The following is a 21,328-nucleotide window of genomic DNA, read 5'->3' as shown; positions in this document are numbered from 1 at the left end:
ACGATGATCAGGAGGCGTAGCGCATGGCCACGTTCGGGATCGCCGGGGCGACGCTGGACTTCGACGTACGCGACGAACCCGGCGCTCCGGCGGTGGTGGCGCTGCACGGCCTCACCTCCAGCCGTCGCCGCGAGACCCTGATGCGGCTCGACATCGCCTCCCGGGTCGAGGGCATCCGGCTGCTGCGCTACGACGCGCGCGGCCACGGCCGCTCCGGCGGCACCACCGACCCCGCCGACTACCGGTGGCCCGCGCTGGCCCGGGACCTGCTGGGGCTGCTCGACCACGTCCTGCCCGGTGAGCGGGTGCACGGGGTCGGACCGTCGATGGGAGCCGGGACGCTGCTGCACGCCGCACTGGCCGACCCGGGCCGGTTCGCCAGCCTCACCCTGATGCTGCCGCCGACCGCCTGGGAGACCCGGCGCGCCCGGGCCCGCGACTACGAGCGCTCCGCGCTGGCCGTGGAGGCCGCGGGCATCGCGGCGCTCGACGCCGGCGCCGACGACGCGGATCTCCCCCCGGCCGCCCGGGGCCGCCCGCGGACCGAGCCCGACGTGCGCGCCGACCTGCTCCCGGCCATCCTGCGCGGCGCGGCCGCCACCGACCTCCCCGCACCGGAGGAGCTGGAGCGGATCACGGTGCCGGTGCAGATCCTGGCCTGGACCGGGGACCCGGGGCATCCGGAGTCCACCGCGCAGACCCTGCGGGAGCGGCTGCCCGCGGCCGGGCTGTCGATCGCGGCGACCCCGGACGACGTCGTGTGGTGGTCGCGGCTGCTCGCCGCGCGGCTGCGCCGCTGGGAGTCGCTGGATCCCACCGTCGACGGACCCGCGGATGTGCGCGAGGCGCCCCGCGGGCGCCCGCGCAGAGAACGCACAGGGGTGTCACCATGGAGAGGGAGGTGGTTCGACAGTGGCTGACCAGCGACGCGAGGACCCCGTTCTCATCACGGACGCGCAGATGTCCTACGAAGAGGAACTGGAGATCCGCAAGCGGCGCTACAAGTGGACGATGGGCATGCGGATCCCGTGCATGGTCCTCGCCGGCGTCTTCTACACCTACCCGTGGGTCGCGGTGACCCTGCTCGTGATCTCCGTGCCGCTGCCGTGGATGGCGGTGCTGATCGCGAACGACCGGCTGCCGCGCAAGGCCGAGAAGCCCAACCGGCACCGCCAGGGGCACCGGGCCATCGAGGCCCGCCCGCACCCGGTGATCGACCAGGCGGACGAGCCACCGCCCGCTGACGGGCCCACGACCGACGACGAGCAGCCCACGGGCACGGCCGGCGGCGGCACCACCTCCACGCGTTGAGGCCGTGTTCGGGCATCATGGGCGCCATGTCCACGACGACGCTGCCCGAGGTCGACACCCGGCCGGAGACCACCGACAAGACCGGTGACGACCGGCCGGACATGTTCCACTACGTCAAGAAGGACCGGATCGCCGAGAGTGCCGTCCTGGGGAACATGGTCGTGGCACTGTGCGGCGAGACCTTCCCGGTGACCAAGTCGCCCAAGCCGGGGTCGCCGGTGTGCCCGCAGTGCAAGGAGATCTTCGACGGGCTCCCCCCTGGTGGCGGCGACGGCGAGTGAGACCCGCCCGAGGCGGCGCCGAGAGGGCGCCGCGCCTGCGCTGAGGGCACGCCGGGGCCGGCTCAGCCCCGCGCGAGCAGCAGCCGCAGCGGGGTGGAGCACGGGTCACCGGGCACGGCGCGCAGCACGGTCTCGGTGACCATCCCGGCCGACCGGTAGAGCGCCAGCGCCGCGGCGTTGTCCGCGGCCACCTCGAGCCACAGCCGCCCCGTCCCCGCCCACGGCGGCCGCTCGGGGGTCTCCCCGGTCGCACCGGGCACCCCGGCGACGGCGAGGGCGGCACCGAGCAGTGCCCGCCCGGCGCCGGTGCCGCGCCGGTCGGGATGGACCACGAGCCGGTGCAGCTCGACGCCCGGTTCCGGGCCGCGCGGCGCGGCCAGCACGACGTAGCCCGCCGGGCCGGGCTCGCCGTGACGTTCCAGGACCAGGTGCATCCGGGCCGGGTCGGCCGCGGCGTCGTCGTGCCACTCCGGTCCGGTGGTGTCGCCGATGCCGGGGGCGCCGTCGTCGAGCGCGGCCAGTGCCGCCGAGTCCGCCGGGCCGCGCCACGGCCGCAGGACCGTGTCGCGGGCCTGGTGGGCGGGCGTCGTGCGTACACCGGTCGTGCGTGCACCGGTCGTTCGTGCGGGGGACACCACCCGGCCATCCTGCGTCCACCCGCGCGGACCCGCTCGGCCGGGGGCCGGGTGGGACCGGGATCAGGACCGCAGGAAGGCGTCGATCTCCGTGGCGAACGGCTCCGGATCGAGCAGCAGCTCCAGGTGTCCACCGGGGTAGCGGCTGATCCGGGAGCGGCGGATCCCGCGGTGCAGCATCGTGGCGTTGCCGCGCGGGACGATCGGGTCGTCGTCGCCGGCGATGATCAGGGTGTCCGCGGTGATCGCCGGCAGCAGCGGCAGGCTGGTCCAGCCCGAGAGCGCCATCAGCTGGTAGTAGTAGCCGCGCATCGGGCCGCGCCGGGCGCCCGCGCCGAGTGCCTCCGCGGCCCGTTCCGGGTGGTCGCGCAGCGAGCCGCCGTAGATGCGGGCGGCGACGGCGTCGATGTAGGACGGGTCCTGGTGGCGCTTCGGCGAGGTCATGACGGCCATCACCCGCGGCGAGGCGGGGATCATCAGCGCCCCCGGCCCGGTCGCGACGAGCACGAGCTTGCGGACCCGTCGCCGACGGCTGATCGCCAGCTGCTGGGCCAGCATCCCGCCCCAGGAGAACCCGAGGACGTCGGCCTCGCGCACGCCCAGCTTCGTGAGCACCTGGCCGAGCCGGTGCGCCATCCACGTCAGGTGGTACGGCATCCGCGGCACCGCCGACCCGCCGATGCCCGGCGGGTCGAACCGGATGACGTCGAGGTCCGCGGGCAGCGCCGCGACCAGCGGGTCGAGCACGTCGGTGGCGGCGCCGATGCCGTTGCACAGCAGCAGCGGGGTACGGCGGGGGCCCGGGCCGGAGGCGGGGCGACGCACGACGCGCAGGGCCCGGCCGCCGACGAGCACGTCGTGCTCCTCGAGGCCTGCCCCGCTCACGGGACGGGAGCTGGAAGTGGTCATCACCGCCGAGCCTAGGCGCCGTGGCCGGGCGGTGGGGTGCCGGAAAGGCCGGGGTGTGATGATCCCGGGCCCGCCCTCAGACGGGGGCGGGTTCGCCCAGGTAGGTGCCCGGCGCGGGGAACAGCGGTCGCAGGCGGCGTCCGCCCAGCTCGGGGGGTGCGTCGCGCACCGTGCCGGACCGCTCGACCAGCCAGCGGGCCAGGTCGTCCCACCAGGAGCCCTCGACGGCCTCGGCCCCGGCCCGCCAGCGCTGCGCCACGCCGTCGCCGGTGGAGCAGGGGGCGGCCCGGAACCCGGTCGCCATCGACGGCGGTGCGATCAGCGCCCCCGCCTGGTCACCGGGGGCCAGCACGAGCCGGCAGCCGCCGCCGAGGCGCTGCGCGGTGCGGTACCCGCCCGTCCAGGGCTGTACCGGGTCGTCGTCGGCGGCCACGAGGTAGCTGTCGCGCCGCAGCTCGGCGAACCGGACGGGGGTGCCGAGGACCCGCACGTCGGGCCGGTCGGGGTCCGCGCCGTCGCCGGTGGCCGCGGCGAGCGCGGCGAGGTCGATGTGCAGCCCGGCGGGCAGCGGCAGCAGGTCGGCCACCCAGGCCCGCATCGCCCGCGCGGCGCGGCCGTCCAGGTCGGCGGTCCCGCCACCGTGCGGCACCGCCCACGGCAGCACCCGGTCCGGGCCGCGCCGCCACGCCCAGGCCCGCACCGCCGTCGCGCCGTCGAGAACGCCGTCGCGGGCGGCCAGGTCGGCGGTCTCCGCGACGGTCGCCGGGTCGGGCGCGAAGCCGGGCAGCGCGTCGGACTGGTCGAGGACGGTGGCGAGGTAGGCGACCGCGGCGACCCGGTCGTCGAGCCCGATCGTGGCCTGGTGGGCCTGCACCGCCGCGGTCAGCAGCCCGCCGGTGCGCACCCCGAGCAGCGACACCCGCGGGGCGCGGGTGATCCGCCCGCAGGCGTCGACGGCGTCGAGGACGGCGGCGGCGTGCGCGTCGAGGTCTCGGTCGGCGTCGGCCGGGCCGGCCGGGCGCCAGGACAGCGCGAACACCTGCAGCCCCTTCTCGAGCAGGTGCTCGACCAGCGAGTACCCCGGCGCGAGGTCGGCCAGCCAGTAGCGGTGCACCAGCGGCGGGACGACCAGCACCGGGGTGTCGCGCACCTTCTCGGTCCGCGGCAGGTACTGGAGCAGCTCGAACATCGGGGTGCGCAGGACGACCGCGCCGGGGGTGGCGGCGACGTCGCGGCCGGGGACGGGGCCGCCCCGGGCGTCGCGGGCGCCGGTGTCGAACGGGACCGAGGGGGTGTCGGCGCCGGGGGGTGTGAAGACCCGCTCGGCGGCCTCGGCCGGGGCCGGGCAGGGCTCGTCGGCGGTCGCGGTGTCGGTGGCCACGCTCTCGGTGGTCACGCCGTCGGTGGCGACCACGCTGTCGGCGGTGTGGGCGGTCACGGTGTCGGTGGCCACGGTGTCGGCGGTGTCGGTGGCCGCGGTGGCGTCGGTCACGGCGGTGGTGGCGGCCCGACCGCGGTCGTCCTGCCGGCCGGGACCGGTCCTTGCCGTGGCAGCGGTGCCGTCCGGGGCACCGGCTCCTGCTGATCCGGTGATCACGAGCGGGCCGCCGCCCGGCAGCAGCAGGGACGTGAGGCCCGCGAGGGTCGCGCGCAGCCGCTCGGCGTCCGCGGCGGGCAGGGGCATGTCGGGGCTCGCGACGGCGTCGTCGAGCAGCCCGGCCACCGCCCCGGTCGTCGCGAGCAGCACCTGGGCCGCGCACCGCGCCACCGGTGCGACCGGGCCGGCCGGCACGTCCGGAGCGAGGTCGGAGCGGCCCAGGCCGACCCGGCCCAGCTCGGCGACCCAGCCGCCGCCGCGGCGCAGGAGCAGCAGCGGCCGTGCGGACACGGCGGCCGCCAGCCGCAGCCCCGCCGCGGGCAGGGCGAGGGGGCCAGCGTCGGCTGGGGTGCGGTCGCGCTCGCTCATCGCCTCCATCATCCCCACCGCGACCGGTCGCGGCGCGTTCACCCCGTCGTCGGGCGGCGTTCGGACCTGACCGGCACGGTGGCCCGGTCGCGTCGCACGAGACCCCGGAGCCCGATGAGCACCGTCGCACCGTCCACCCTGTCCCCGGCAGCGCAGCCGTCACCGCAGACGGCAACGCAGACGGCAACGCAGACGGCAACGCCGACCTCCACGGCCGGGGCGGGTGCGTTCCTGCGGGAGTTCCTGCGCGACCCGCTGCGCACGGCGTCGGCGCTGCCGAGCTCCCGGGCGCTGGCCCTCGCCGCGACGGCGCCGGTCCCCGCGACCGGGGACCCGGTCGTCGTCGAGCTGGGGCCGGGCACCGGGGCGTTCACCGACGTCATCGCCGAGCGGCTCGGCGGCCGCGGCCACCATCTGGCCGTCGAGCTGAACCCGCGCCTGGCCGCGCTGCTGCGGGCCCGCCACCCCGGCCTCGACGTCGCCGTCGCCGACGCGGCCGAGCTGCCCGCGCTGCTGGCCGCCCGCGGGCTCGCCCGTGCCGACGTCGTCGTGTCCGGGCTGCCGTGGGCGGCCTACCCGCGCGAGGAGCCGTGGCTGACCGACGTCGTCGCCGGCTGTCTGCACCCCCACGGCGCCCTGACCCAGTTCGGTTACTCGGTGACCCGGGCCCTGCCGCCCGCCCGCCGGCTCCGGCTCCGGCTCGCCGCGGCCTTCGAGGAGGTCGTGCACGGCCGCGCGGTGCTCGCCAACCTCCCGCCCGCGTTCGTCCTCACCGCCCGCCGCCCGCGGCCGCCCCGGGGCTGACCTGGCCCGTCGCCGTCGGGGAGGCTCCCGGCCCGCCCACCGGGCGGCGCCGTCACGACGCCCGGCTACCCTGATCCGCGCCCCGCAGCCGTGTCGGCGTCGACGCGCGGACGTGGCGGGGAATCGCCGGTTCCCACCCGGGAACGACCCACGGACCAGGGGAGACGTGTGTCGCAGACCCAGCTCGTGTCGCCCGACACCCGCCCGCTGCGCGCGTGGCAGCGCAGCGCACTCGCCCGCTACCTCGCGACCTCGCCGCGGGACTTCCTCGCGGTCGCGACCCCGGGCGCGGGCAAGACGACCTTCGCCCTGCGCGTCGCGTCGGAGCTGCTGCGCGACCGGGTGGTCGACGCGATCACCGTCGTCACCCCGACCGAGCACCTGAAGTACCAGTGGGCCGAGTCGGCCGCGGCCGCCGGGATCGCGCTCGACCCCGAGTTCCGCAACTCCGCGGGCGGCACCTCGCGGGACTACCAGGGCATCGCGATCACCTATGCCGGCGTCGCCGCGCACCCGATGCTGCACCGCAACCGCACCGAGAACCGCCGGATGCTGGTGATCCTCGACGAGATCCACCACGCCGGCGACGCCAAGAGCTGGGGCGAGGGCGTCTACGAGGCGTTCGAGCCCGCCACCCGCCGCCTGGCCCTGACCGGTACGCCGTTCCGCTCCGACGACAACCCGATCCCGTTCGTCGAGTACGTCCCCGACGCCGAGGGCGCCCCACGCAGCCGCGCCGACCACCAGTACGGCTACGCCGAGGCGCTCGCCGACAACGTGGTCCGGCCGGTCGTCTTCCTGGCCTACTCCGGCACCTCCAACTGGCGCACCAGCGCCGGCGAGGAGATGTCGGCCCGGCTGGGGGAGCCGCTGACCCGCGAGCAGACCGCGATGGCCTGGCGGACCGCGCTCGACCCCTCGGGGGACTGGATGCCCGCGGTGCTCGCCGCGGCCGACCGCCGCCTGCAGAGCCACCGCGACGGGGGCATGCCCGACGCGGGCGGCCTGGTCATCGCCACCGACCAGACCGCGGCACGGGCCTACGCCGCGTTGCTGACCGGCATCACCGGGGTACGGCCCGCGGTCGTGCTGTCCGACGAGGCGGGCGGCTCGGAGCGGATCGCGGAGTTCTCCCGCTCCACCGAGCGGTGGATGGTCGCGGTCCGGATGGTGTCCGAGGGCGTCGACGTGCCGCGCCTCGCCGTCGGCGTCTACGCCACCAGCGCCTCGACCCCGCTCTACTTCGCCCAGGCCATCGGCCGCTTCGTGCGGTCGCGGCGGCAGGGCGAGACCGCGTCGGTGTTCGTCCCCAGCGTCCCGGTGCTGCTCGGCCTGGCCAGCGAGCTGGAGGCGCAGCGCGACCACGTCCTCGGCAAGCCGCAGCGGCCCGAGGAGGTCTGGAACGACGCCGAGCTGAACGAGGCCAACAAGGTCAAGGACGAGCCCGGTGAGCAGGAGCAGGCGTTCACCTCCCTCGGCGCCGACGCCGAGCTGGACCAGCTGATCTACGAGGGCGCCACCTACTCCGCCGACGAGGAGGACTACCTCGGGCTGCCCGGTCTGCTGGAGCCCGACCAGGTGCGCACCCTGCTGTCCCAGCGGCAGGCGGAGTGGATCGCGAAGGGCTCACCGCGCACCGGTGCCCAGGCCCGCGCGACGCCGGCGACCGAACCGACCCCGCCGCTGGCCGCCGAACGCGGGCAGAGCGTCCGGGAGCGGCTGCAGACCCTGCGCAAGGAGCTCAACACCCTGGTCGCGCTGCACAACCACAAGACCCGCAAGCCGCACGGGAAGATCCACAACGAGCTGCGGGCGCACTGCGGCGGCCCGCCGGTGGCGATGGCGACCATCGAGCAGCTCGAGGAACGCATCGCGACCCTGCGTTCCTGGCGCTGAGAGCCGCCCTCGCGGGCCGCGACCGCGCGCGAGCCCGTGCCTGCGCGGGCGGGGCCCGCAGGCAGCACCGTCGTGCCGGGACCACCGCGCAGGCCGGGACGGGAGGGCACGGCGGCCCGTGCCCGGGCGATGGGGCGGCCTGTCGCCGTCGCGGGGCTGCAGCGCCACCGCAGCGCCACCGCCGCACCACCGGGACGCCGGTGCGGCCGAGCACACGGTGATCCGTTCCGCGCGCGCTGATCCGCTCGGCGCGCGCGTCCGGACACGCGCGGACCGCGTATCACCGCGCAGACTGCGGATCACCGCGCAGACTGCGGATCACCGCGCGGACTGCGGATCTGCGCGCGCACCGCGGATCACCGTGGGGATGGCGGATCAGCGCGCGGACTCCGGATCAGCGCGGACTGGGGATCAGCGAGCGCCGCGGATCAGTGTGCGGACTCCGGAGGACCGTGCGCGGACGGATCAGCGTGCGGACTCCGGATCAGCGCGCGGACGGCGGATCACCGTGCGGCCTGCGGATCACCGCGCGCGGAACGGATCACCGTGGGCGTCGTGTCGCCGTGCCGGTCAGGGCGGATCGGTCAGGACGGGGCGGCCCGGTCCCGGGCGGACGTGGCGGGCAGGGGGACCGGTTCGTCGCCGTCACGGGACCGCAGGGCCACGGCGAGGACCACCAGGCCGATCCCGACCGCCTCCAGCGTCCCGGGCAGCTGACCGAGCACCACGAGCCCGACCAGGGTCGCGGTGGCGGGCAGCAGCGCCAGCAGCACCGCGAACCGGGCCTGCCCGACCCGGCGCAGCACGACCTGGTCCAGCACGTAGGGGATCAGCGAGCTGAGCACACCCAGCCCGATGGACAGGGCGAGCACCGCCGGATCGGCGAGCGGTGCGAGGTTCGCGACGCCGAACCCGGTCACGGCTCCCGGACCCCCGACGAACAGCAGCGGGACCAGGACGACGGCGGCCACGGTGAACCCCGTCGCCAGGTCGTCGATGCCGGAACCGGCGCGTGCGACCCGTTTGCCCAGCACGATGTAGACGGCCCACATCGCCGCCGCGCCCAAGGCCCACAGCACCCCGGCCGGGCTGCCGGACCAGCGGACGTCGGCGATCAGGAGCACGCCGGCGGCGGCCAGGCCGACCGCGCCGATGTCGCGGAACCGGCGGGAGGCGAGCGCCGCGACCAGGACCGGTCCGGTGAACTCGACTGCCACCGCAGTGCCGAGCGGCAGCCGGGCGATCGCCTCGTAGTAGGCGACGTTCATCAGGGCCGTGGCCAGCCCGAACACCCCCGCGCGGACGAGGCGGACGCCGCGCCAGGCGTCGCGGCCGGGGCGGCGCCAGGCCAGCAGCAGCAGCGCGGCACCGATCAGCCGCAGCTCGGCGACCGCCGACGGCGCCAGCCGGTCGAACAGCCCGACGGCCAGTGCGGCCCCCACGTACATCGAGATCCCACCGGCCAGGAACAGCAGCGGAGCGGGAACACGATCGGGCGACGGGCGGGGACTCACTCGCCCACCGTAGTCCGCGACACACCGTATTTACCGTGGCGCGCTTGCACGTCGGCCGAGTTCCCCGCATGATTCACACGCAGTCAACTTCATACGCAATCGGTCACCGCGGGTACATCGCGGCGCCACCAGACCGTGCGGCCCGCGCCACACGTGACGGACGTCGCGACGCATCCCGGGAACACGTACAGGGGCCTCGAGCGTCTGTACAGGTGTGGGCGAGCCGCTCGTGCGGTCGTCACAGTGATACGGCGGCGAGCGCCCGAAGCCCGCCGCCGCGACGGAGGGAGACCGCTATGCAGCCCGAAACGCTGACCCGGCCCGAACTGACCCTTGCCGACCGTTGCGACCGCTGCGGTGCGGCTGCCAAGGTGCGCGCGATCCTGCCCTCCGGTGGGGAACTCCTGTTCTGCAACCACCACGGTCGTGCCCACGCCGAGAAGCTGCGTGAGTCCGGGGTGCAGGTGCAGACCGGGGAGTGACGCCCGGGGCCGCCGCGGCCCCCACACACAGACCCGCGAACGGGGCGGGGATCCGATCGGATCCCCGCCCCGTTCGGCATGTCGGGGGTGTCAGGAGGTCGGGCGCCTCAGGATGCCGGTGCGAACGGCTCCTGCCCTGAGCCCGTGCCCTCGTGCGTCCCGGCCCGCCGCGACGGCGCCGGGTCGGCGGGCAGCGGGGTCGCGCCGGTGACGATGTCGGCGGCCCGCTCGGCCACCGCCACCACGGGGCCGTAGGTGTTGGCGTTGGGCACGTCCGGGAAGATCGACGCGTCGACGATCCGCAGGCCCTCGGTGCCGTGCACCTGCAGCGTCGACGGGTCCACGACGGCGTCGGCGTCGGTGCCCATCCGCGCGGTGCTGGTCGGGTGCAGCCCGTTCTGGGCGCGCCGGGACACCCAGTCGAGGATCTCGGCGTCGGAGCGGACGGCCTCCCCGGGGAAGGTCTCCCCGGCGTCGAGGTCGGCGAACGCAGGCTGGTTCAGGATCTCCCTGGCCAGGCCGACGGCCTCCACCCAGCGACGCCGGTCGCCGTCGGTGACCAGGTAGTTCTGCACCAGGCGCGGCGGGACCGCGGTGTCGCGGGACACCGCGCGCACCGTCCCCCGGACGTCGCCCGCCATCACCGAGACGTGCATCTCGTAGCCGTGCCCGACCGGCGGGACGTCCGGCGCGAAGCGCATCGCGACCGGCGCGAACAGCATCATCACGTCCGGGATGTCCCCGGCCATCGAGGTGGAGGCGAACCCGCCGATCTCGAAGTGGTTGCTCGCCCCGACCCCGGTGCCCGAGACCAGCCAGCGGGCCGCCGCGGCGGGCAGCCGGTGCGGTGCCCGCTGCGGCGCCAGCGAGATCGGCTGGGAGCAGGCGTGCTGCAGGTGCACCGCGAGGTGGTCCTGCAGGTTCGCGCCGACCCCCGGCAGCGCCACCCGGGTCTCGACGCCGATGCCCGCGAGGTGCTCCGGGTCGCCGAAACCGGACACCTGGAGCAGCTGCGGGGTCGCGATGGAACCGGCGGCCAGGATCGTCTCGCCGGCGTCGACGTCGCGGATGGTGCCGTCGGAGGCGCGGTAGCGGACCCCGATGACCCGGGTGCCGCGGGCGTCGGTGCGTAGCGCGCGGACCAGGGCGCCGGTGCGCACGGTCAGGTTGGGCCGGGAGCCGGCGACCGGGTGCAGCCACGCATCGGTGGCCGAGAAGCGGCGCCCGCGCGAGATCGTGCGTTCGGTGCGGGAGAAGCCCTCCTGGACCGGACCGTTCGTCGAGTCGACCAGCGCGTGCCCGGCCTGCTGGGCCGCGGCCAGGAACGCCGCGTTCAGCGGGCCGGCCGCCGGGGCCCGCTCGAGGACCTGCGGGCCGTGGCCGCCGTCGGGCAGCGGGGTGCCGTGCTCGGAGGTCCGACGCTCCAGGCGGCGGAAGTAGGGCAGCAGGTGGGCCGAGCTCCACTGCTCGCAGCCGGGCAGGCGGGACCAGCGGTCGTAGTCGCCCGGGTGGGCCCGCTGGTAGACCATCCCGTTGATGCTGCTGCTGCCGCCCAGGACCTTCCCGCGCGGGACGGCGATCCGCCGCCCGGCCAGACCCGACTCGGGCTCGGTGACGTAGCACCAGTCGTAGCGCGGGTTGCCCCACGCCTTGGACAGCGCGGCGGGCATCCGGATGATCGGGTCCCAGCGGTGGTCGGGGCGGCCCGCCTCGAGCATCAGCACCCGGCGTGTGGGATCCTCCGTGAGCCGCGAGGCCAGCACCGCCCCCGCGGATCCTCCGCCGACGATGACGACGTCGTACCGGCCCATTCGCGTCCTCCACACGTACTGTCGGGATTGCCCTGTTCGAGGGAGCAACCCCCCTTGCGTGGATCACGGTACGCCGCGGCCACCGCCCGTCGTCGCCGCCCCCGTACGCTCGACGGCGTGACGACGACCGAGCGTGGTGCGGACGACGGAGCGGACCTCCGCGACCGGCCCGCGGACGACGCCGACACCGCGCTGGCCGCCCTCGCGGCCCAGCTGGACGCGTCGGTCGCCGCGCTGTCCTCGGCCCGCCGACGGGTGGCCGAGCTGCAGGAACTGCGGGCACAGGGGCTGAGCTGGCGGGAGATCGTCCCGCGCGAGGCACGGCCGCTGATCGTCGAGACCCTCACCCGCACCCTCGACGGCCTGGGCGCCGTGGGTGGCCGGTTCCGCCGTGAGGAGGCCGTCGCGCTGCACGGCGAGGGCGAGTCGATCGCCGGGATCGGCAGGCTGTTCGGGGTCAGCCGCCAGCGCGCGTCGGCCTACCTGCAGGAGCACCAGCAGCTCCTCGAACGGGGCGCGTCCCGCGAGGACCGGCCGGAGACCTGACCCCGGGGATCAGGTCTGGTCGCGCCGGCGGTGCCGGGCCTGCCGCTGGGCGGGCACCCGCGGCGCCACCGGTGCCGCGGGGGAGCGGCGGGCCGCCGGGATCAGCGCGGTGCGGTCGACCGCGTCGGACTGCTCGGGCACCGCGGAGGCCGCGGTGCGCAGCTGCAGCCGGGCCAGCTCGCGGACGTCGGTGAGCCGGGCCGCGAGTGCGGTGACCACCGGCGCCAGCGCGACGACCAGCCGCTCGCCCAGCGGGTCGTCGGGCCCGCCCCGGGCGAACAGCTGCAGGGCGCCCGCGGTGCGCCCGGCGACCGGGACCGGCACGGACAGCGAGCGGACCAGGCCGCAGTCGGCCGCGGCCGCGGCCAGCTCGGGCGGCCCGGTCCGGGTCAGGTCCGGGGTGGTCAGCGTGCGGTCGCCGCGCTCGGCGGCGGGGCCCGGCCCGGCGTCGGCCCGGCGCTGCAGCTCCCCGAGGCGCAGGGCGGCGGTGTCGGACCCGAAGACCCGCCGAGCCTCGGGGTCGCGGGGGTCGGCGGGCTCGCGCAGCAGCAGCGCCGCACCTCCGACCCGGGCGGCGGGCACCAGTGCGACGCAGATCCCGGACAGCATCGCGGCGACGTCCGCGTGCGCGACGGAGACGGAACCGGCCTGCAACGCGACCCGCACCAGGGCGGGTGCCGGGTCGGGCGTCGGCCGCCCGGTCGTGCCGGAGGTCCAGAGCGAGGCCGCCATCTCGTCCCTTCCGCGTCAGCTCCCGCGAGCGAGGTCCGTGACACAGCGTCGCGGGTGTGGTGGGTGAGGATAACGATCGTGGTCACCGCCGCGGACGGCGGCTCGCCCGGCGCGTCCGACCGATCACCGCAGGTGACCGAAGTCGCGGCTCCGGTGACGGGGGGGTGTCCGAACGGTGCGGTGCGACCGACGTCGCCCCGGCGGGACCGGGTGGGCCGCGTAAGGTCTCCGGACGTACCGCGGGAGCCCGCGCACCGAGGCTGAGAGGGCGGCAGGACCGGCCGCCGACCGTTCGAACCTGATCCGGGTCACACCGGCGTAGGGAGGCCGCCCCGTGCTGTCACGTGCTCTCCGTCCACTGGCCGTCGTGCTGGCGCTCGCGCTCGCCCTGTCCGGCTGCGCCGCGGGCGACGGCTCCGGGGCCGCGGCCGGGGGTGGGCCGATCCGCGTCGCGCTGGACTGGACGCCGAACACCAACCACATCGGGTTGTTCGCAGCCCAGCAGGCGGGCTACTTCCGCGACGCCGGTCTCGACGTCGAGTTCCTGCCCTACAACCAGACCTCGCCGGACACCCTGGTCGGCTCCGGCGCCGCGGACTTCGGCGTCGGCTTCCAGGACTCGTTCACCTTCTCCAAGGCCGCGGGTGCCGACATCACCTCGGTCATGGCGATCCTGCAGCACTGGGCCACCGAGATCGCCGTGCGCGCCGACCGGTCCGACCTCACGCGGCCGCGCGACCTCGACGGGAAGGTCTACGCCGGGTTCGGCGGGCCCGGCGAGAACCAGAAGATGCAGGCCGTGATCCGGGCCGACGGCGGGCGCGGCGACTTCCGCACCGAGGTGCTGTCCACCGCCGCCTACGAGGCGCTCTACTCGGGGCAGGCCGACTTCACCGAGCCGTTCGTCAACGTCGAGGGGATCGAGGCACAGCTGCGGGGCGAGCCGATCCGTACCTTCCGCTACACCGACTACGGCTTCCCGGACTCCTACAACGTGCTGCTGCTGGGCAACTCGACCTGGCTGCGGGACAACCCGGACACCGCCCGGAGGTTCGTGCAGGCCGTCCAGAAGGGCTACGCGCTGGCCGCGCAGGACCCGGCGACGGCGGCGCGGATGCTGAAGGAGGCCAACCCCGGCGCGTTCACCTCCGACGAGCTGGTCGACCGGGGCGCGCAGATGCTCAGTGAGCGCTTCCTGCGCGACGCGCAGGGCCGTGTGGGGTTCCAGACCCCGCAGCAGTGGGCCGGCTTCTCCGGGTTCCTCTACGACACCGGCACCGTCGCGGGGCCGGACGGGGCCCCGGTGCGGCAGAAGCCGGACTTCTCGACCTGGTTCACCAACGACTACCTGGCACCGTGACCCGTCGGCTGTGGCCGGCCGCCGCGCTGGTCACCGCGCTGCTGCTCACCTGGCAGGTCGCGGTCACCGTCGCCGGCACCCGGCCCCAGGTGCTGCCCTCGCCGCTGCGGGTGGTCGAGCAGGGCTGGGCGTTCCGGGCCGAGCTCTGGGCGAACACCCTCCCGACGGTCCAGGTGACGCTGATCGGGTTCACCGTCTCGATGGCGCTGGCCTGGGCCGCGGCGGTCGCGGTGGACTTCTCGCCCTGGCTGCGGCGGGCGCTGACCCCCCTCCTGGTGGCCTCGCAGACACTGCCGGTGGTCGCGATCGCGCCGCTGCTCATCATCTGGTTCGGTTTCGGCCTGCTGCCGAATGTGCTGGTCATCGCCCTGGTGACGTTCTTCCCGGTGGCGGTCGGGCTGATCGAGGGCTTCGCCGCGACCGACCGCGCCGCGACCGCCCTGCTGCGGTCGATGGGTGCCTCGCGCTGGCAGCGGTTCCGCTACGTGCGGCTGCCGGGGGCGCTGCCGTCGTTCTTCACGGCGCTGCGGATCGCGATCACCTACGCGGTGACCGGGGCGATCTTCGCCGAGTACGTCGGCGCCCGGGCCGGCCTGGGGATCTTCATGCAGCTCCAGAAGAACCAGTTCCGCACCGACCTGGTGCTCGCCGCGGTCGGCGTCACCGCCGTGCTGTCGGTGACGTTGTTCGCACTGACCTTCCTGCTCCAGCGCCTGGTCACGCCCTGGTACGTGGCCGACCACGACGGAGGAGGTGCGCGGTGAAGGTCGTGGTGCGCGACCTGTCGGTGTCCTACGGCGACCTGCCGGTGCTGTCCGGGGTGCACCTGGACGTCGCGCCGGGGGAGTTCGTGTCGCTCGTCGGGCCGTCGGGATGCGGCAAGTCGACGCTGTTCGGGGCGCTGGCGGGCATCCTCGACGGGGCGACGGTGACCGGCGACATCGAGGTCGACGGCGGCCCGGTGCGCGGTGCCCCGTTCGGTCTGATGCCCCAGCAGGACCTGCTGTTCCCGTGGCGCACGGTCCTCGACAACACCGCCCTCGGGCTGGAGGTCGCCCGCGTGCCGCGCCGCGAGGCCCGCGAGCGCGCCCGCGCGCTGTTCGAGCCGTTCGGGCTGGCCGGCTTCGAGGACGCCCGCCCGGGCGAGCTCTCGGGCGGCATGCGCCAGCGCGCGGCGCTGCTGCGCACCGTCGTCGCGGGCCGGCAGGTGCTGCTGCTCGACGAGCCGTTCGGCGCGCTGGACGCGCTCACCCGGACCGCGATGCAGGACTGGCTGGAGTCGGTGCGCGCCCGCTACGGCTGGACGACGGTCCTGATCACCCACGACGTGCGGGAGGCGGCCCTGCTCTCGGACCGGGTGCTGGTGTTCTCGCTGCGCCCGGCGACGGTGGTGCGGGAGCTCGTCGTCGACTCCGGGCGCCCGCGCAGCCGTACCGACCCGGCGCTGGCCGCGGTCGAGGCGGACCTGCTGGACACCCTGCGCGGCTGAGGCAGGGCCGGCGTTCCGGCGCTCCGGATCGTGCCCGAGGGCAACAAAGTCGGCGTTCGTGACCGGATCGTGATGACGAAACGGGAACTGTCTCGATTCAGAAGGCTGTTGCGGAGCCGGTTCCGCCCAATACGTTGGCGCTCGCAACATTCACCCGTTCGTGATCATGCGAGCGGTCCACAACGTCGTGGAGGGAGACCCCGATGGGGGCACGGAACACGGGGCGCGGTCCCCGGCTGCGTCGGGCGGTCGCGGCGGCGGGCCTCGGCCTGCTGCTGGCCGTCGCGGGCTGCGGACAGAACAGCGCGGGCGGCGGCGGGGACACCGCCGGCGGTGGCTCCGGCGGGTCCGGCGGTGGGGTGAAGGTCGGGGTGATCCTCCCCGAGACCGACTCCTCGGCCCGCTGGGAGGGCTTCGACAAGCCCATGCTGGACGCGGCGCTGCGCGCCGAGGGCATGGACCCCGACATCCAGAACGCCCAGGGCGACGAGCAGAAGTTCTCCACCCTGGCCGACGGCATGATCTCCAGCGGCGTCAAGGTCATGATCATCGCCTCGATCAGCAGCGACGGCGGCACGGCCGTCGCCCAGAAGGCGAAGGCCCAGGGCATCCCGGTCATCGACTACGACCGGCTCAACCTCGGCGGCGTCAGCGACTACTACGTCTCCTTCGACAACGAGAAGGTCGGCGCCCTGCAGGGCGAGGGCCTGGTCCAGGGCATCGGCAACAAGCCGGGCGCCCAGGTCATCGAGATCGAGGGCGCGCCGACCGACAACAACGCGACCCTGTTCTACAACGGCCAGCAGAGCGTGCTGAAGCCCAAGTACGAGTCCGGGGCCCTGAAGCTGGTGCAGAGCCAGAAGATCGACAAGTGGGACAACCAGGTCGGCGGCACCACCTTCGAGCAGATCCTCACCGGCAACGGCGGCAAGGTCGACGGCGTCGTCGCCGCCAACGACGGCCTCGCCGGCGCCATCGTCACGGTGCTGGCCAAGTACGGCCTGAACGGCAAGGTCGTGGTCACCGGCCAGGACGCCACCGCCGACGGCCTCGCCGCGATCCTGCGCGGGGACCAGTACATGACGGTGTTCAAGCCGATCGAGCAGGAGGCGCAGGCCGCCGCGAAGCTCGCCGGCGCCCTGGCCAAGGGCGACACCGCGGCCGCCGACGGCGTCGCCACCCAGACGGTCAAGGACCCGAAGGGCAACCGTGATGTCAAGTCGCTGCTGCTCGAGCCGCAGCTGATCACCAAGGACTCGGTCAAGAAGGTCACCGACGCCGGCTACGTCAAGGCCTCGGAGATCTGCAACGCCGAGACCCAGGCCGCCTGCGGCCAGCTCGGCATCAAGTAGGACCCGCAGCCGGTCCGGGCCGCGGCGGTGATCCCGCCGCGGCCCGGCCGGCGCCCACGTGGAAGGTGCCCGAAGTGGCCGACCCCATCCTCTCCCTGCGCGGTGTCTCCAAGAGCTTCGGCGCCGTGCAGGTCCTGCACGACGTCGACCTGACCGTGCGCGCCGGCGAGGTCACCGCGCTCGTCGGCGACAACGGCGCGGGAAAGTCCACCCTGGTCAAGTGCGTCGCGGGGATCCACCCGATCGACTCCGGCGAGGTCCTGTTCGAGGGGGCTCCGGTGACCGTCGCCGGCCCGTCGGACGCCGCCAAGCTCGGCATCGAGGTCGTCTACCAGGACCTCGCGCTCGCCGACAACCTCGACATCGTCCAGAACATGTTCCTCGGCCGCGAGCGCGGGCGCTCCTGGATGCTCGACGAGGGCTCGATGGAGCAGGCCGCCCGCGACACCCTCGCGTCGCTCTCGGTCCGCACCGTCACCTCGGTCCGGACCCCGGTCGCGTCGCTGTCCGGCGGGCAGCGCCAGACCGTCGCGATCGCCAAGGCGGTGCTCTGGGACTCGCGTGTCGTGCTGCTCGACGAGCCGACCGCGGCGCTCGGCGTCGCCCAGACCCGCCAGGTGCTCGACCTCGTGCGACGGCTGGCCGAGCAGGGCCTCGGCGTCGTGCTCATCAGCCACAACATGGCCGACGTCTTCGAGGTGTCCGACCGGATCGCCTGCCTCTACCTCGGCCGGATGGTCGCGCAGGTCCCGACCCGCGAGGTCACCCACTCCGACGTCGTCGCGCTCATCACCGCGGGCCGCTCCGGCGAGCTCGGGCTGCCGCGGCCCGAGCAGGCGGTGTCCTGATGGCCCCCCACCCCGACCCGTCCGGCCCGGCCGGCCCGGGAGGAGACACCGTGACCGAACGGACGCCCGCGCCCGAGCAGGAGCAGAGCGCGGCCCGCCGGGCGAACCCCGCCAACCGGGCCGCCGACTTCGGCATCGACACCACCGCCCGCACCACCCGCGAGGCGATCACGGCCTACCTGCGCGGGCTGCGCGGCGGCGACCTGGGCTCGCTGCCCGCGCTGCTCGGCCTGGCCGCGCTGTTCGTGCTGTTCAGCGTGCTCGACTCGGGCGGCACGTTCCCGAGTCTGCTCAACCTCGCCAACCTGCTCCAACAGGGCGCCGGTCCGACCATCATCGCGATGGGCCTGGTGTTCGTGCTGCTCACCGGGGAGATCGACCTGGCCGCCGGCACGGCGTCCGGGCTGGCCGCGGCGCTGATGGCGCTGCACCTGATGAGCGACGGCAACGTGCTCGGCGCCACCGGCACCACCGTGTTCGTCCTGCTGGTGGCGGTCATGCTGGCCGGTGCCGTGCTCGCGGCGCTGGTCCGGGTGTGGGCCGGGTCGGTGATCAGCCTGCTCACCGCGGTCGTGCTCGTGATCGGGGTCCCGGCGAACGCGTTCACCGTGATGGGGCTCGCCGTCGGCGTCGGGGTGGTGATCGGCTGCCTCACCGGGTTCCTCGTGGCCCGGATCGGGATGCCGTCGTTCGTCGTGACGCTGGCGTTGTTCATCACGTGGCAGGGGGTGATCCTGCAGCTCATCGGCGACGGCGGCACCATCGCGCTGCGGGACCCCTTGATCAACGCGGTGGCGAACGGCAATCTCTCGGTCACGGCGTCGTGGGTGCTGTTCGTGGTCGTCGCCGGTGGCTACGCGCTGGTCCAGACGGTCCGGCTGCGGACCCGGCTGCGCAGCGGGCTGGTCGCGCCGCCGACGGGCCTGGTCGCGTTGAAGATCGGAGCGGTGGTGGTGCTCGGCGGCCTGGTGACGTTCGCGCTGGTCCAGGACCGTTCACCGGGCGTCATCGCGATCGCCGGGGTGCCCTACGTCGTCCCGATCGTGCTCGTCCTGCTGGTGCTCGGCACCTGGGTGCTCGACCGGACCCGGTTCGGCCGCCACGTCTACGCCGTCGGCGGCAACCGGGAGGCCGCGCGCCGGGCCGGCATCGACGTCGCCCGCATCCGGGCGTCGGTGTTCGTCATCTCCACCGCCTTCGCCGCGATCGGCGCGATCGTCTACTCGTCGAAGATCGGGTCGGTGAACCCGGCGGCCGGTGGCGGCAACACCCTCCTGTTCGCGGTCGGCGCCGCGGTCATCGGCGGCACCTCGCTGTTCGGCGGACGCGGCCGGATCAGCAACGCCGTCATCGGCGGCACGGTGCTGGCCACGGTGCAGAACGGCCTCGGCCTGCTCAAGCAGCCCGCCGCCGTCGTGTTCGTGGTGACCGGCCTGGTGCTGCTGCTCGCGGCCGGTGTCGACGTGGCGTCACGGCGCCGGGCGGCGGCCACCGGCCGGTGACATGACCCAGCCCGGATCGGGGACCCGACCCGACGACGCGCGCCGGCACAACCGGGCCGTCCTCTTGCGTCGGCTGCACGTCGAGGGACCCTGCACCCGCGCGACGCTGGCCGGCGAGCTCGGCCTCAACCGCAGCACGATCAAGGCGGTGGTGGACGGGCTCGCCGAGGCGGGCGTCGTCACCGAGGCCGTCCCGGCCCGGCGCTCGGGGGCCGGACGGCCGTCGCTGCTGGTGCTGCCCGACCCGCAGGCGGCGGTGGTGCTCGCCGTCGACATCCGGGTCGAGCAGGTGGCGCTGGCGATGGTCGGCATCGGCGGCCAGATCCTCGGGCGGCACAGCTGGAACCTGCACCGCACCACCCGGCTGCCCGGCGAGGTGATCACCCACCTCGCCGAGTCCGCCGCCCTGCTCCGCGACGAGCTGGGCGTCGCCGAGCAGGCGGTCGGGGTGTCGGTGCCCGGCGTCGTCCGGCGCTCCGACGGCTTCGTGCACGAGGCACCCAACCTCGGCTGGCGCGACGTCGACCTGGGCACCCGGCTCGCCGCCGTCCTGGCCCGGCCGGTGCAGGTCGCCAACGACGCCGAGGCCGGAGCACTCGCCGAGCACCTGCGCGGGATCGGCCGCGACGTCGCCGACATGGTCTACCTGTCCGCCGACGTCGGCGTGGGCGGCGGTGTCGTGTCCGGCGGGACGCCGCTGCGCGGCACCGGCGGCTACGTCGGCGAGCTCGGGCACCTCATGGTCCGACCGGACGGGCGGGAGTGCTTCTGCGGCTCGCACGGCTGCTGGGAGACCGAGGTCGGCGAGCCCGCGCTGTGCCGCGCGCTGGGGCTGCCCGAGGACACCCCGCGCGGGGTGCTCGTCGCCGAGCTGCGCGACCTGGCCGCGGTACCGGGGAGGGCCGACCGGCTGCTGGCGGACTACGCCGGATGGATGACCGCCGGGCTCGTCACGGTGGTGAACATGCTGGCCCCGGAGCTCGTCGTACTGGGGGACCTGTTCGGGGCGCTGCCGCCGTCGGTCGTCGAACGGGTCGGCTCCGAGCTGCGCCGACGCAGCCTGGTCAGCCGGGCCACGGGCGGGACCCGGCTCGCGGTGTCCCCGCTCGGCCGCGACGGCGCGCTCGTCGGCGCGGCCGAGATCGCGTTCGAGCCGGTGCTGGCGGCGGTCTGACGCCGTGCCGGGGCCGGCCCGGCACCACGGCCGGCCCGCGGGCTCAGGCCAGGTGGCCGGCCAGCGCCGCCAGCGCGCCGACGGTGAAGGTCGGCGGGGTGAGGTACCCGGGCCAGGTGTCGCCGTGGCGGTCCAGCCAGGCCGTCGCCATCCCGACCCGCGCGGCGCCGTGCAGGTCCCACGGGTGCACCGCGACCATCACCGCCTCGCCCGCGTCGACCCCGCAGGCCCGCAGCGCGTACCGGTAGGACTCCGGCGCCGGCTTCCAGATCCCGGCGTCCTCGACCGACAGCACGGCGTCGAACTGCTCGCGCAGGCCGTGGTCGCCGAGCAACCGCTCGGCCACCGACGCGGCGCCGTTCGACAGCGTCACCAGCCGCAGCCCCGCGGCCCGCAGCGCCGCGACCCCGCCGTGCACGTCGTCGTGCACCGGCAGCTCCAGAAATCCGTCGACGACGTGCCGGGCGCCCCGGTCGGGGTCGGTGACCCCGTGCCGGCGCAGCAGCCCGGCCGCGGTCGCCGTCGCCAGCTCGGCGAAGGTCGTCAGCTCCCCGCCCGCGGCCTGCGCCATGCCCTCGCGCAGGGTCGCGGCGAACCACAGGGGCCCGAGCGACTCCGGTGCGCCCAGCGCGGCGAACCGGGCCCCCATGGGTGTCAGGCCCGACAGGGTCTCGTTGACGTCGAACACCACGGTCGTGATCGCCATCCCCCTACCC

Annotated in this window: 21 protein-coding genes and 1 riboswitch; of the genes, 14 read left to right on the top strand and 7 right to left on the bottom strand. The window is 75.1% G+C overall.

Annotated features, from left to right (window positions below; translation table 11 throughout):
* Positions 1-23: 23 nt before the first annotated feature.
* The 3 genes from Ae331Ps2_RS26880 to Ae331Ps2_RS26870 are packed head-to-tail and all read left to right on the top strand — an operon-like array spanning position 24 to position 1,592.
* A complete protein-coding gene (locus tag Ae331Ps2_RS26880) occupies positions 24-920 on the top strand; it encodes an alpha/beta fold hydrolase (RefSeq protein WP_075305741.1) in 897 nt (298 codons plus the stop codon).
* Positions 913-1,311 (top strand): DUF3099 domain-containing protein, encoded by a 399-nt coding sequence (locus tag Ae331Ps2_RS26875; RefSeq protein WP_075305742.1) that lies wholly within the window; start codon positions 913-915, stop codon positions 1,309-1,311. The genes Ae331Ps2_RS26880 and Ae331Ps2_RS26875 overlap by 8 nt, the downstream gene beginning before the upstream one ends.
* 26 nt (positions 1,312-1,337) lie before the next feature.
* A complete protein-coding gene (locus Ae331Ps2_RS26870; protein ID WP_043279309.1) occupies positions 1,338-1,592 on the top strand; it encodes a DUF3039 domain-containing protein in 255 nt (84 codons plus the stop codon).
* A gap of 62 nt (positions 1,593-1,654) precedes the next feature.
* On the opposite strand, the gene Ae331Ps2_RS26865 is transcribed toward Ae331Ps2_RS26870, so the two are convergent.
* The 3 genes from Ae331Ps2_RS26865 to Ae331Ps2_RS26855 all read right to left on the bottom strand — a co-directional run bounded on the left by Ae331Ps2_RS26865 (position 1,655) and on the right by Ae331Ps2_RS26855 (position 5,102).
* Complete coding sequence (locus Ae331Ps2_RS26865; RefSeq protein WP_139318689.1) at positions 1,655-2,227, bottom strand: GNAT family N-acetyltransferase; 573 nt, start codon at positions 2,225-2,227, stop codon at positions 1,655-1,657.
* A 63-nt stretch (positions 2,228-2,290) separates the two neighbouring features.
* On the bottom strand, positions 2,291-3,136 hold the full coding sequence (locus Ae331Ps2_RS26860) for an alpha/beta fold hydrolase (RefSeq protein ID WP_051050219.1): 846 nt from the start codon (positions 3,134-3,136) through the stop codon (positions 2,291-2,293).
* Between the two features lie 76 nt (positions 3,137-3,212).
* Positions 3,213-5,102, bottom strand: coding sequence for an alpha/beta hydrolase (locus tag Ae331Ps2_RS26855; RefSeq protein ID WP_139318690.1), 1,890 nt, complete (start codon positions 5,100-5,102; stop codon positions 3,213-3,215).
* Positions 5,103-5,216: 114 nt separating this feature from the next.
* Between Ae331Ps2_RS26855 and Ae331Ps2_RS26850 the strand changes: the two genes are divergently transcribed.
* The gene (locus Ae331Ps2_RS26850) at positions 5,217-5,906 is read left to right on the top strand and encodes a class I SAM-dependent methyltransferase (RefSeq protein ID WP_233147509.1); all 690 of its coding nucleotides are present in this window, start codon (positions 5,217-5,219) and stop codon (positions 5,904-5,906) included.
* A gap of 168 nt (positions 5,907-6,074) precedes the next feature.
* Positions 6,075-7,802, top strand: coding sequence for a DEAD/DEAH box helicase (locus Ae331Ps2_RS26845; protein WP_075305745.1), 1,728 nt, complete (start codon positions 6,075-6,077; stop codon positions 7,800-7,802).
* A 584-nt stretch (positions 7,803-8,386) separates the two neighbouring features.
* Here Ae331Ps2_RS26845 and Ae331Ps2_RS26840 read toward each other — a convergent pair.
* Positions 8,387-9,250, bottom strand: a complete 864-nt coding sequence (locus Ae331Ps2_RS26840; RefSeq protein ID WP_170917141.1) for a DMT family transporter — start codon at positions 9,248-9,250, stop codon at positions 8,387-8,389.
* Between the two features lie 362 nt (positions 9,251-9,612).
* Here Ae331Ps2_RS26840 and Ae331Ps2_RS26835 point away from each other — a divergent pair, with 362 nt between their 5' ends.
* Positions 9,613-9,798, top strand: a complete 186-nt coding sequence (locus Ae331Ps2_RS26835; RefSeq protein WP_020623547.1) for a hypothetical protein — start codon at positions 9,613-9,615, stop codon at positions 9,796-9,798.
* Positions 9,799-9,905: 107 nt separating this feature from the next.
* Here Ae331Ps2_RS26835 and Ae331Ps2_RS26830 read toward each other — a convergent pair whose 3' ends face one another.
* Entirely contained in the window at positions 9,906-11,609 is a 1,704-nt protein-coding gene (locus tag Ae331Ps2_RS26830; protein ID WP_075305747.1) for a choline dehydrogenase, read from the bottom strand.
* A 117-nt stretch (positions 11,610-11,726) separates the two neighbouring features.
* Between Ae331Ps2_RS26830 and Ae331Ps2_RS26825 the strand changes: the two genes are divergently transcribed.
* The gene (locus Ae331Ps2_RS26825) at positions 11,727-12,155 is read left to right on the top strand and encodes a hypothetical protein (RefSeq protein ID WP_075305748.1); all 429 of its coding nucleotides are present in this window, start codon (positions 11,727-11,729) and stop codon (positions 12,153-12,155) included.
* A 9-nt stretch (positions 12,156-12,164) separates the two neighbouring features.
* Here the strand turns inward: Ae331Ps2_RS26825 and Ae331Ps2_RS26820 are convergent, their stop codons facing one another.
* Complete coding sequence (locus Ae331Ps2_RS26820; RefSeq protein ID WP_075305749.1) at positions 12,165-12,887, bottom strand: hypothetical protein; 723 nt, start codon at positions 12,885-12,887, stop codon at positions 12,165-12,167.
* Positions 12,888-13,124: 237 nt separating this feature from the next.
* A riboswitch (TPP riboswitch) is annotated at positions 13,125-13,214 on the top strand.
* Positions 13,215-13,221: 7 nt separating this feature from the next.
* Between Ae331Ps2_RS26820 and Ae331Ps2_RS26815 the strand changes: the two genes are divergently transcribed.
* The 7 genes from Ae331Ps2_RS26815 (at position 13,222) to Ae331Ps2_RS26785 (ending at position 20,612) form a co-directional block, all read left to right on the top strand.
* Positions 13,222-14,247, top strand: a complete 1,026-nt coding sequence (locus Ae331Ps2_RS26815) for an ABC transporter substrate-binding protein (protein ID WP_075305750.1) — start codon at positions 13,222-13,224, stop codon at positions 14,245-14,247.
* Positions 14,244-15,011, top strand: a complete 768-nt coding sequence (locus Ae331Ps2_RS26810; RefSeq protein ID WP_139318691.1) for an ABC transporter permease — start codon at positions 14,244-14,246, stop codon at positions 15,009-15,011. Before Ae331Ps2_RS26815 ends, Ae331Ps2_RS26810 begins: the two co-directional genes overlap by 4 nt.
* Entirely contained in the window at positions 15,008-15,736 is a 729-nt protein-coding gene (locus Ae331Ps2_RS26805) for an ABC transporter ATP-binding protein (protein WP_075305751.1), read from the top strand. The genes Ae331Ps2_RS26810 and Ae331Ps2_RS26805 overlap by 4 nt, the downstream gene beginning before the upstream one ends.
* A 203-nt stretch (positions 15,737-15,939) precedes the next feature.
* A complete protein-coding gene (locus Ae331Ps2_RS26800; protein ID WP_075305752.1) occupies positions 15,940-17,088 on the top strand; it encodes a sugar ABC transporter substrate-binding protein in 1,149 nt (382 codons plus the stop codon).
* Positions 17,089-17,162: 74 nt separating this feature from the next.
* Positions 17,163-17,936, top strand: coding sequence for an ATP-binding cassette domain-containing protein (locus tag Ae331Ps2_RS26795; protein WP_075305753.1), 774 nt, complete (start codon positions 17,163-17,165; stop codon positions 17,934-17,936).
* Positions 17,936-19,438 carry a sugar ABC transporter permease gene (locus Ae331Ps2_RS26790; protein WP_020626775.1) on the top strand — a complete coding sequence of 501 codons (1,503 nt, stop codon included), beginning with the start codon at positions 17,936-17,938 and terminating at the stop codon, positions 19,436-19,438. The genes Ae331Ps2_RS26795 and Ae331Ps2_RS26790 overlap by 1 nt, the downstream gene beginning before the upstream one ends.
* A 1-nt stretch (position 19,439) precedes the next feature.
* Positions 19,440-20,612 (top strand): ROK family protein, encoded by a 1,173-nt coding sequence (locus tag Ae331Ps2_RS26785; RefSeq protein ID WP_043281129.1) that lies wholly within the window; start codon positions 19,440-19,442, stop codon positions 20,610-20,612.
* 43 nt (positions 20,613-20,655) lie between these two features.
* Here the strand turns inward: Ae331Ps2_RS26785 and Ae331Ps2_RS26780 are convergent, their stop codons facing one another.
* Positions 20,656-21,318: a haloacid dehalogenase type II gene (locus tag Ae331Ps2_RS26780; protein ID WP_075305754.1), complete on the bottom strand. Its 663-nt coding sequence runs from the start codon at positions 21,316-21,318 to the stop codon at positions 20,656-20,658.
* Positions 21,319-21,328 lie beyond the last annotated feature (10 nt).

Source organism: Pseudonocardia sp. Ae331_Ps2 (assembly GCF_001932405.1).
In the GTDB taxonomy this organism is placed as follows: domain Bacteria; phylum Actinomycetota; class Actinomycetes; order Mycobacteriales; family Pseudonocardiaceae; genus Pseudonocardia.
Note: the sequence above shows the minus strand (reverse complement) of the source record. Positions and strands in the feature narration are given on the sequence as shown.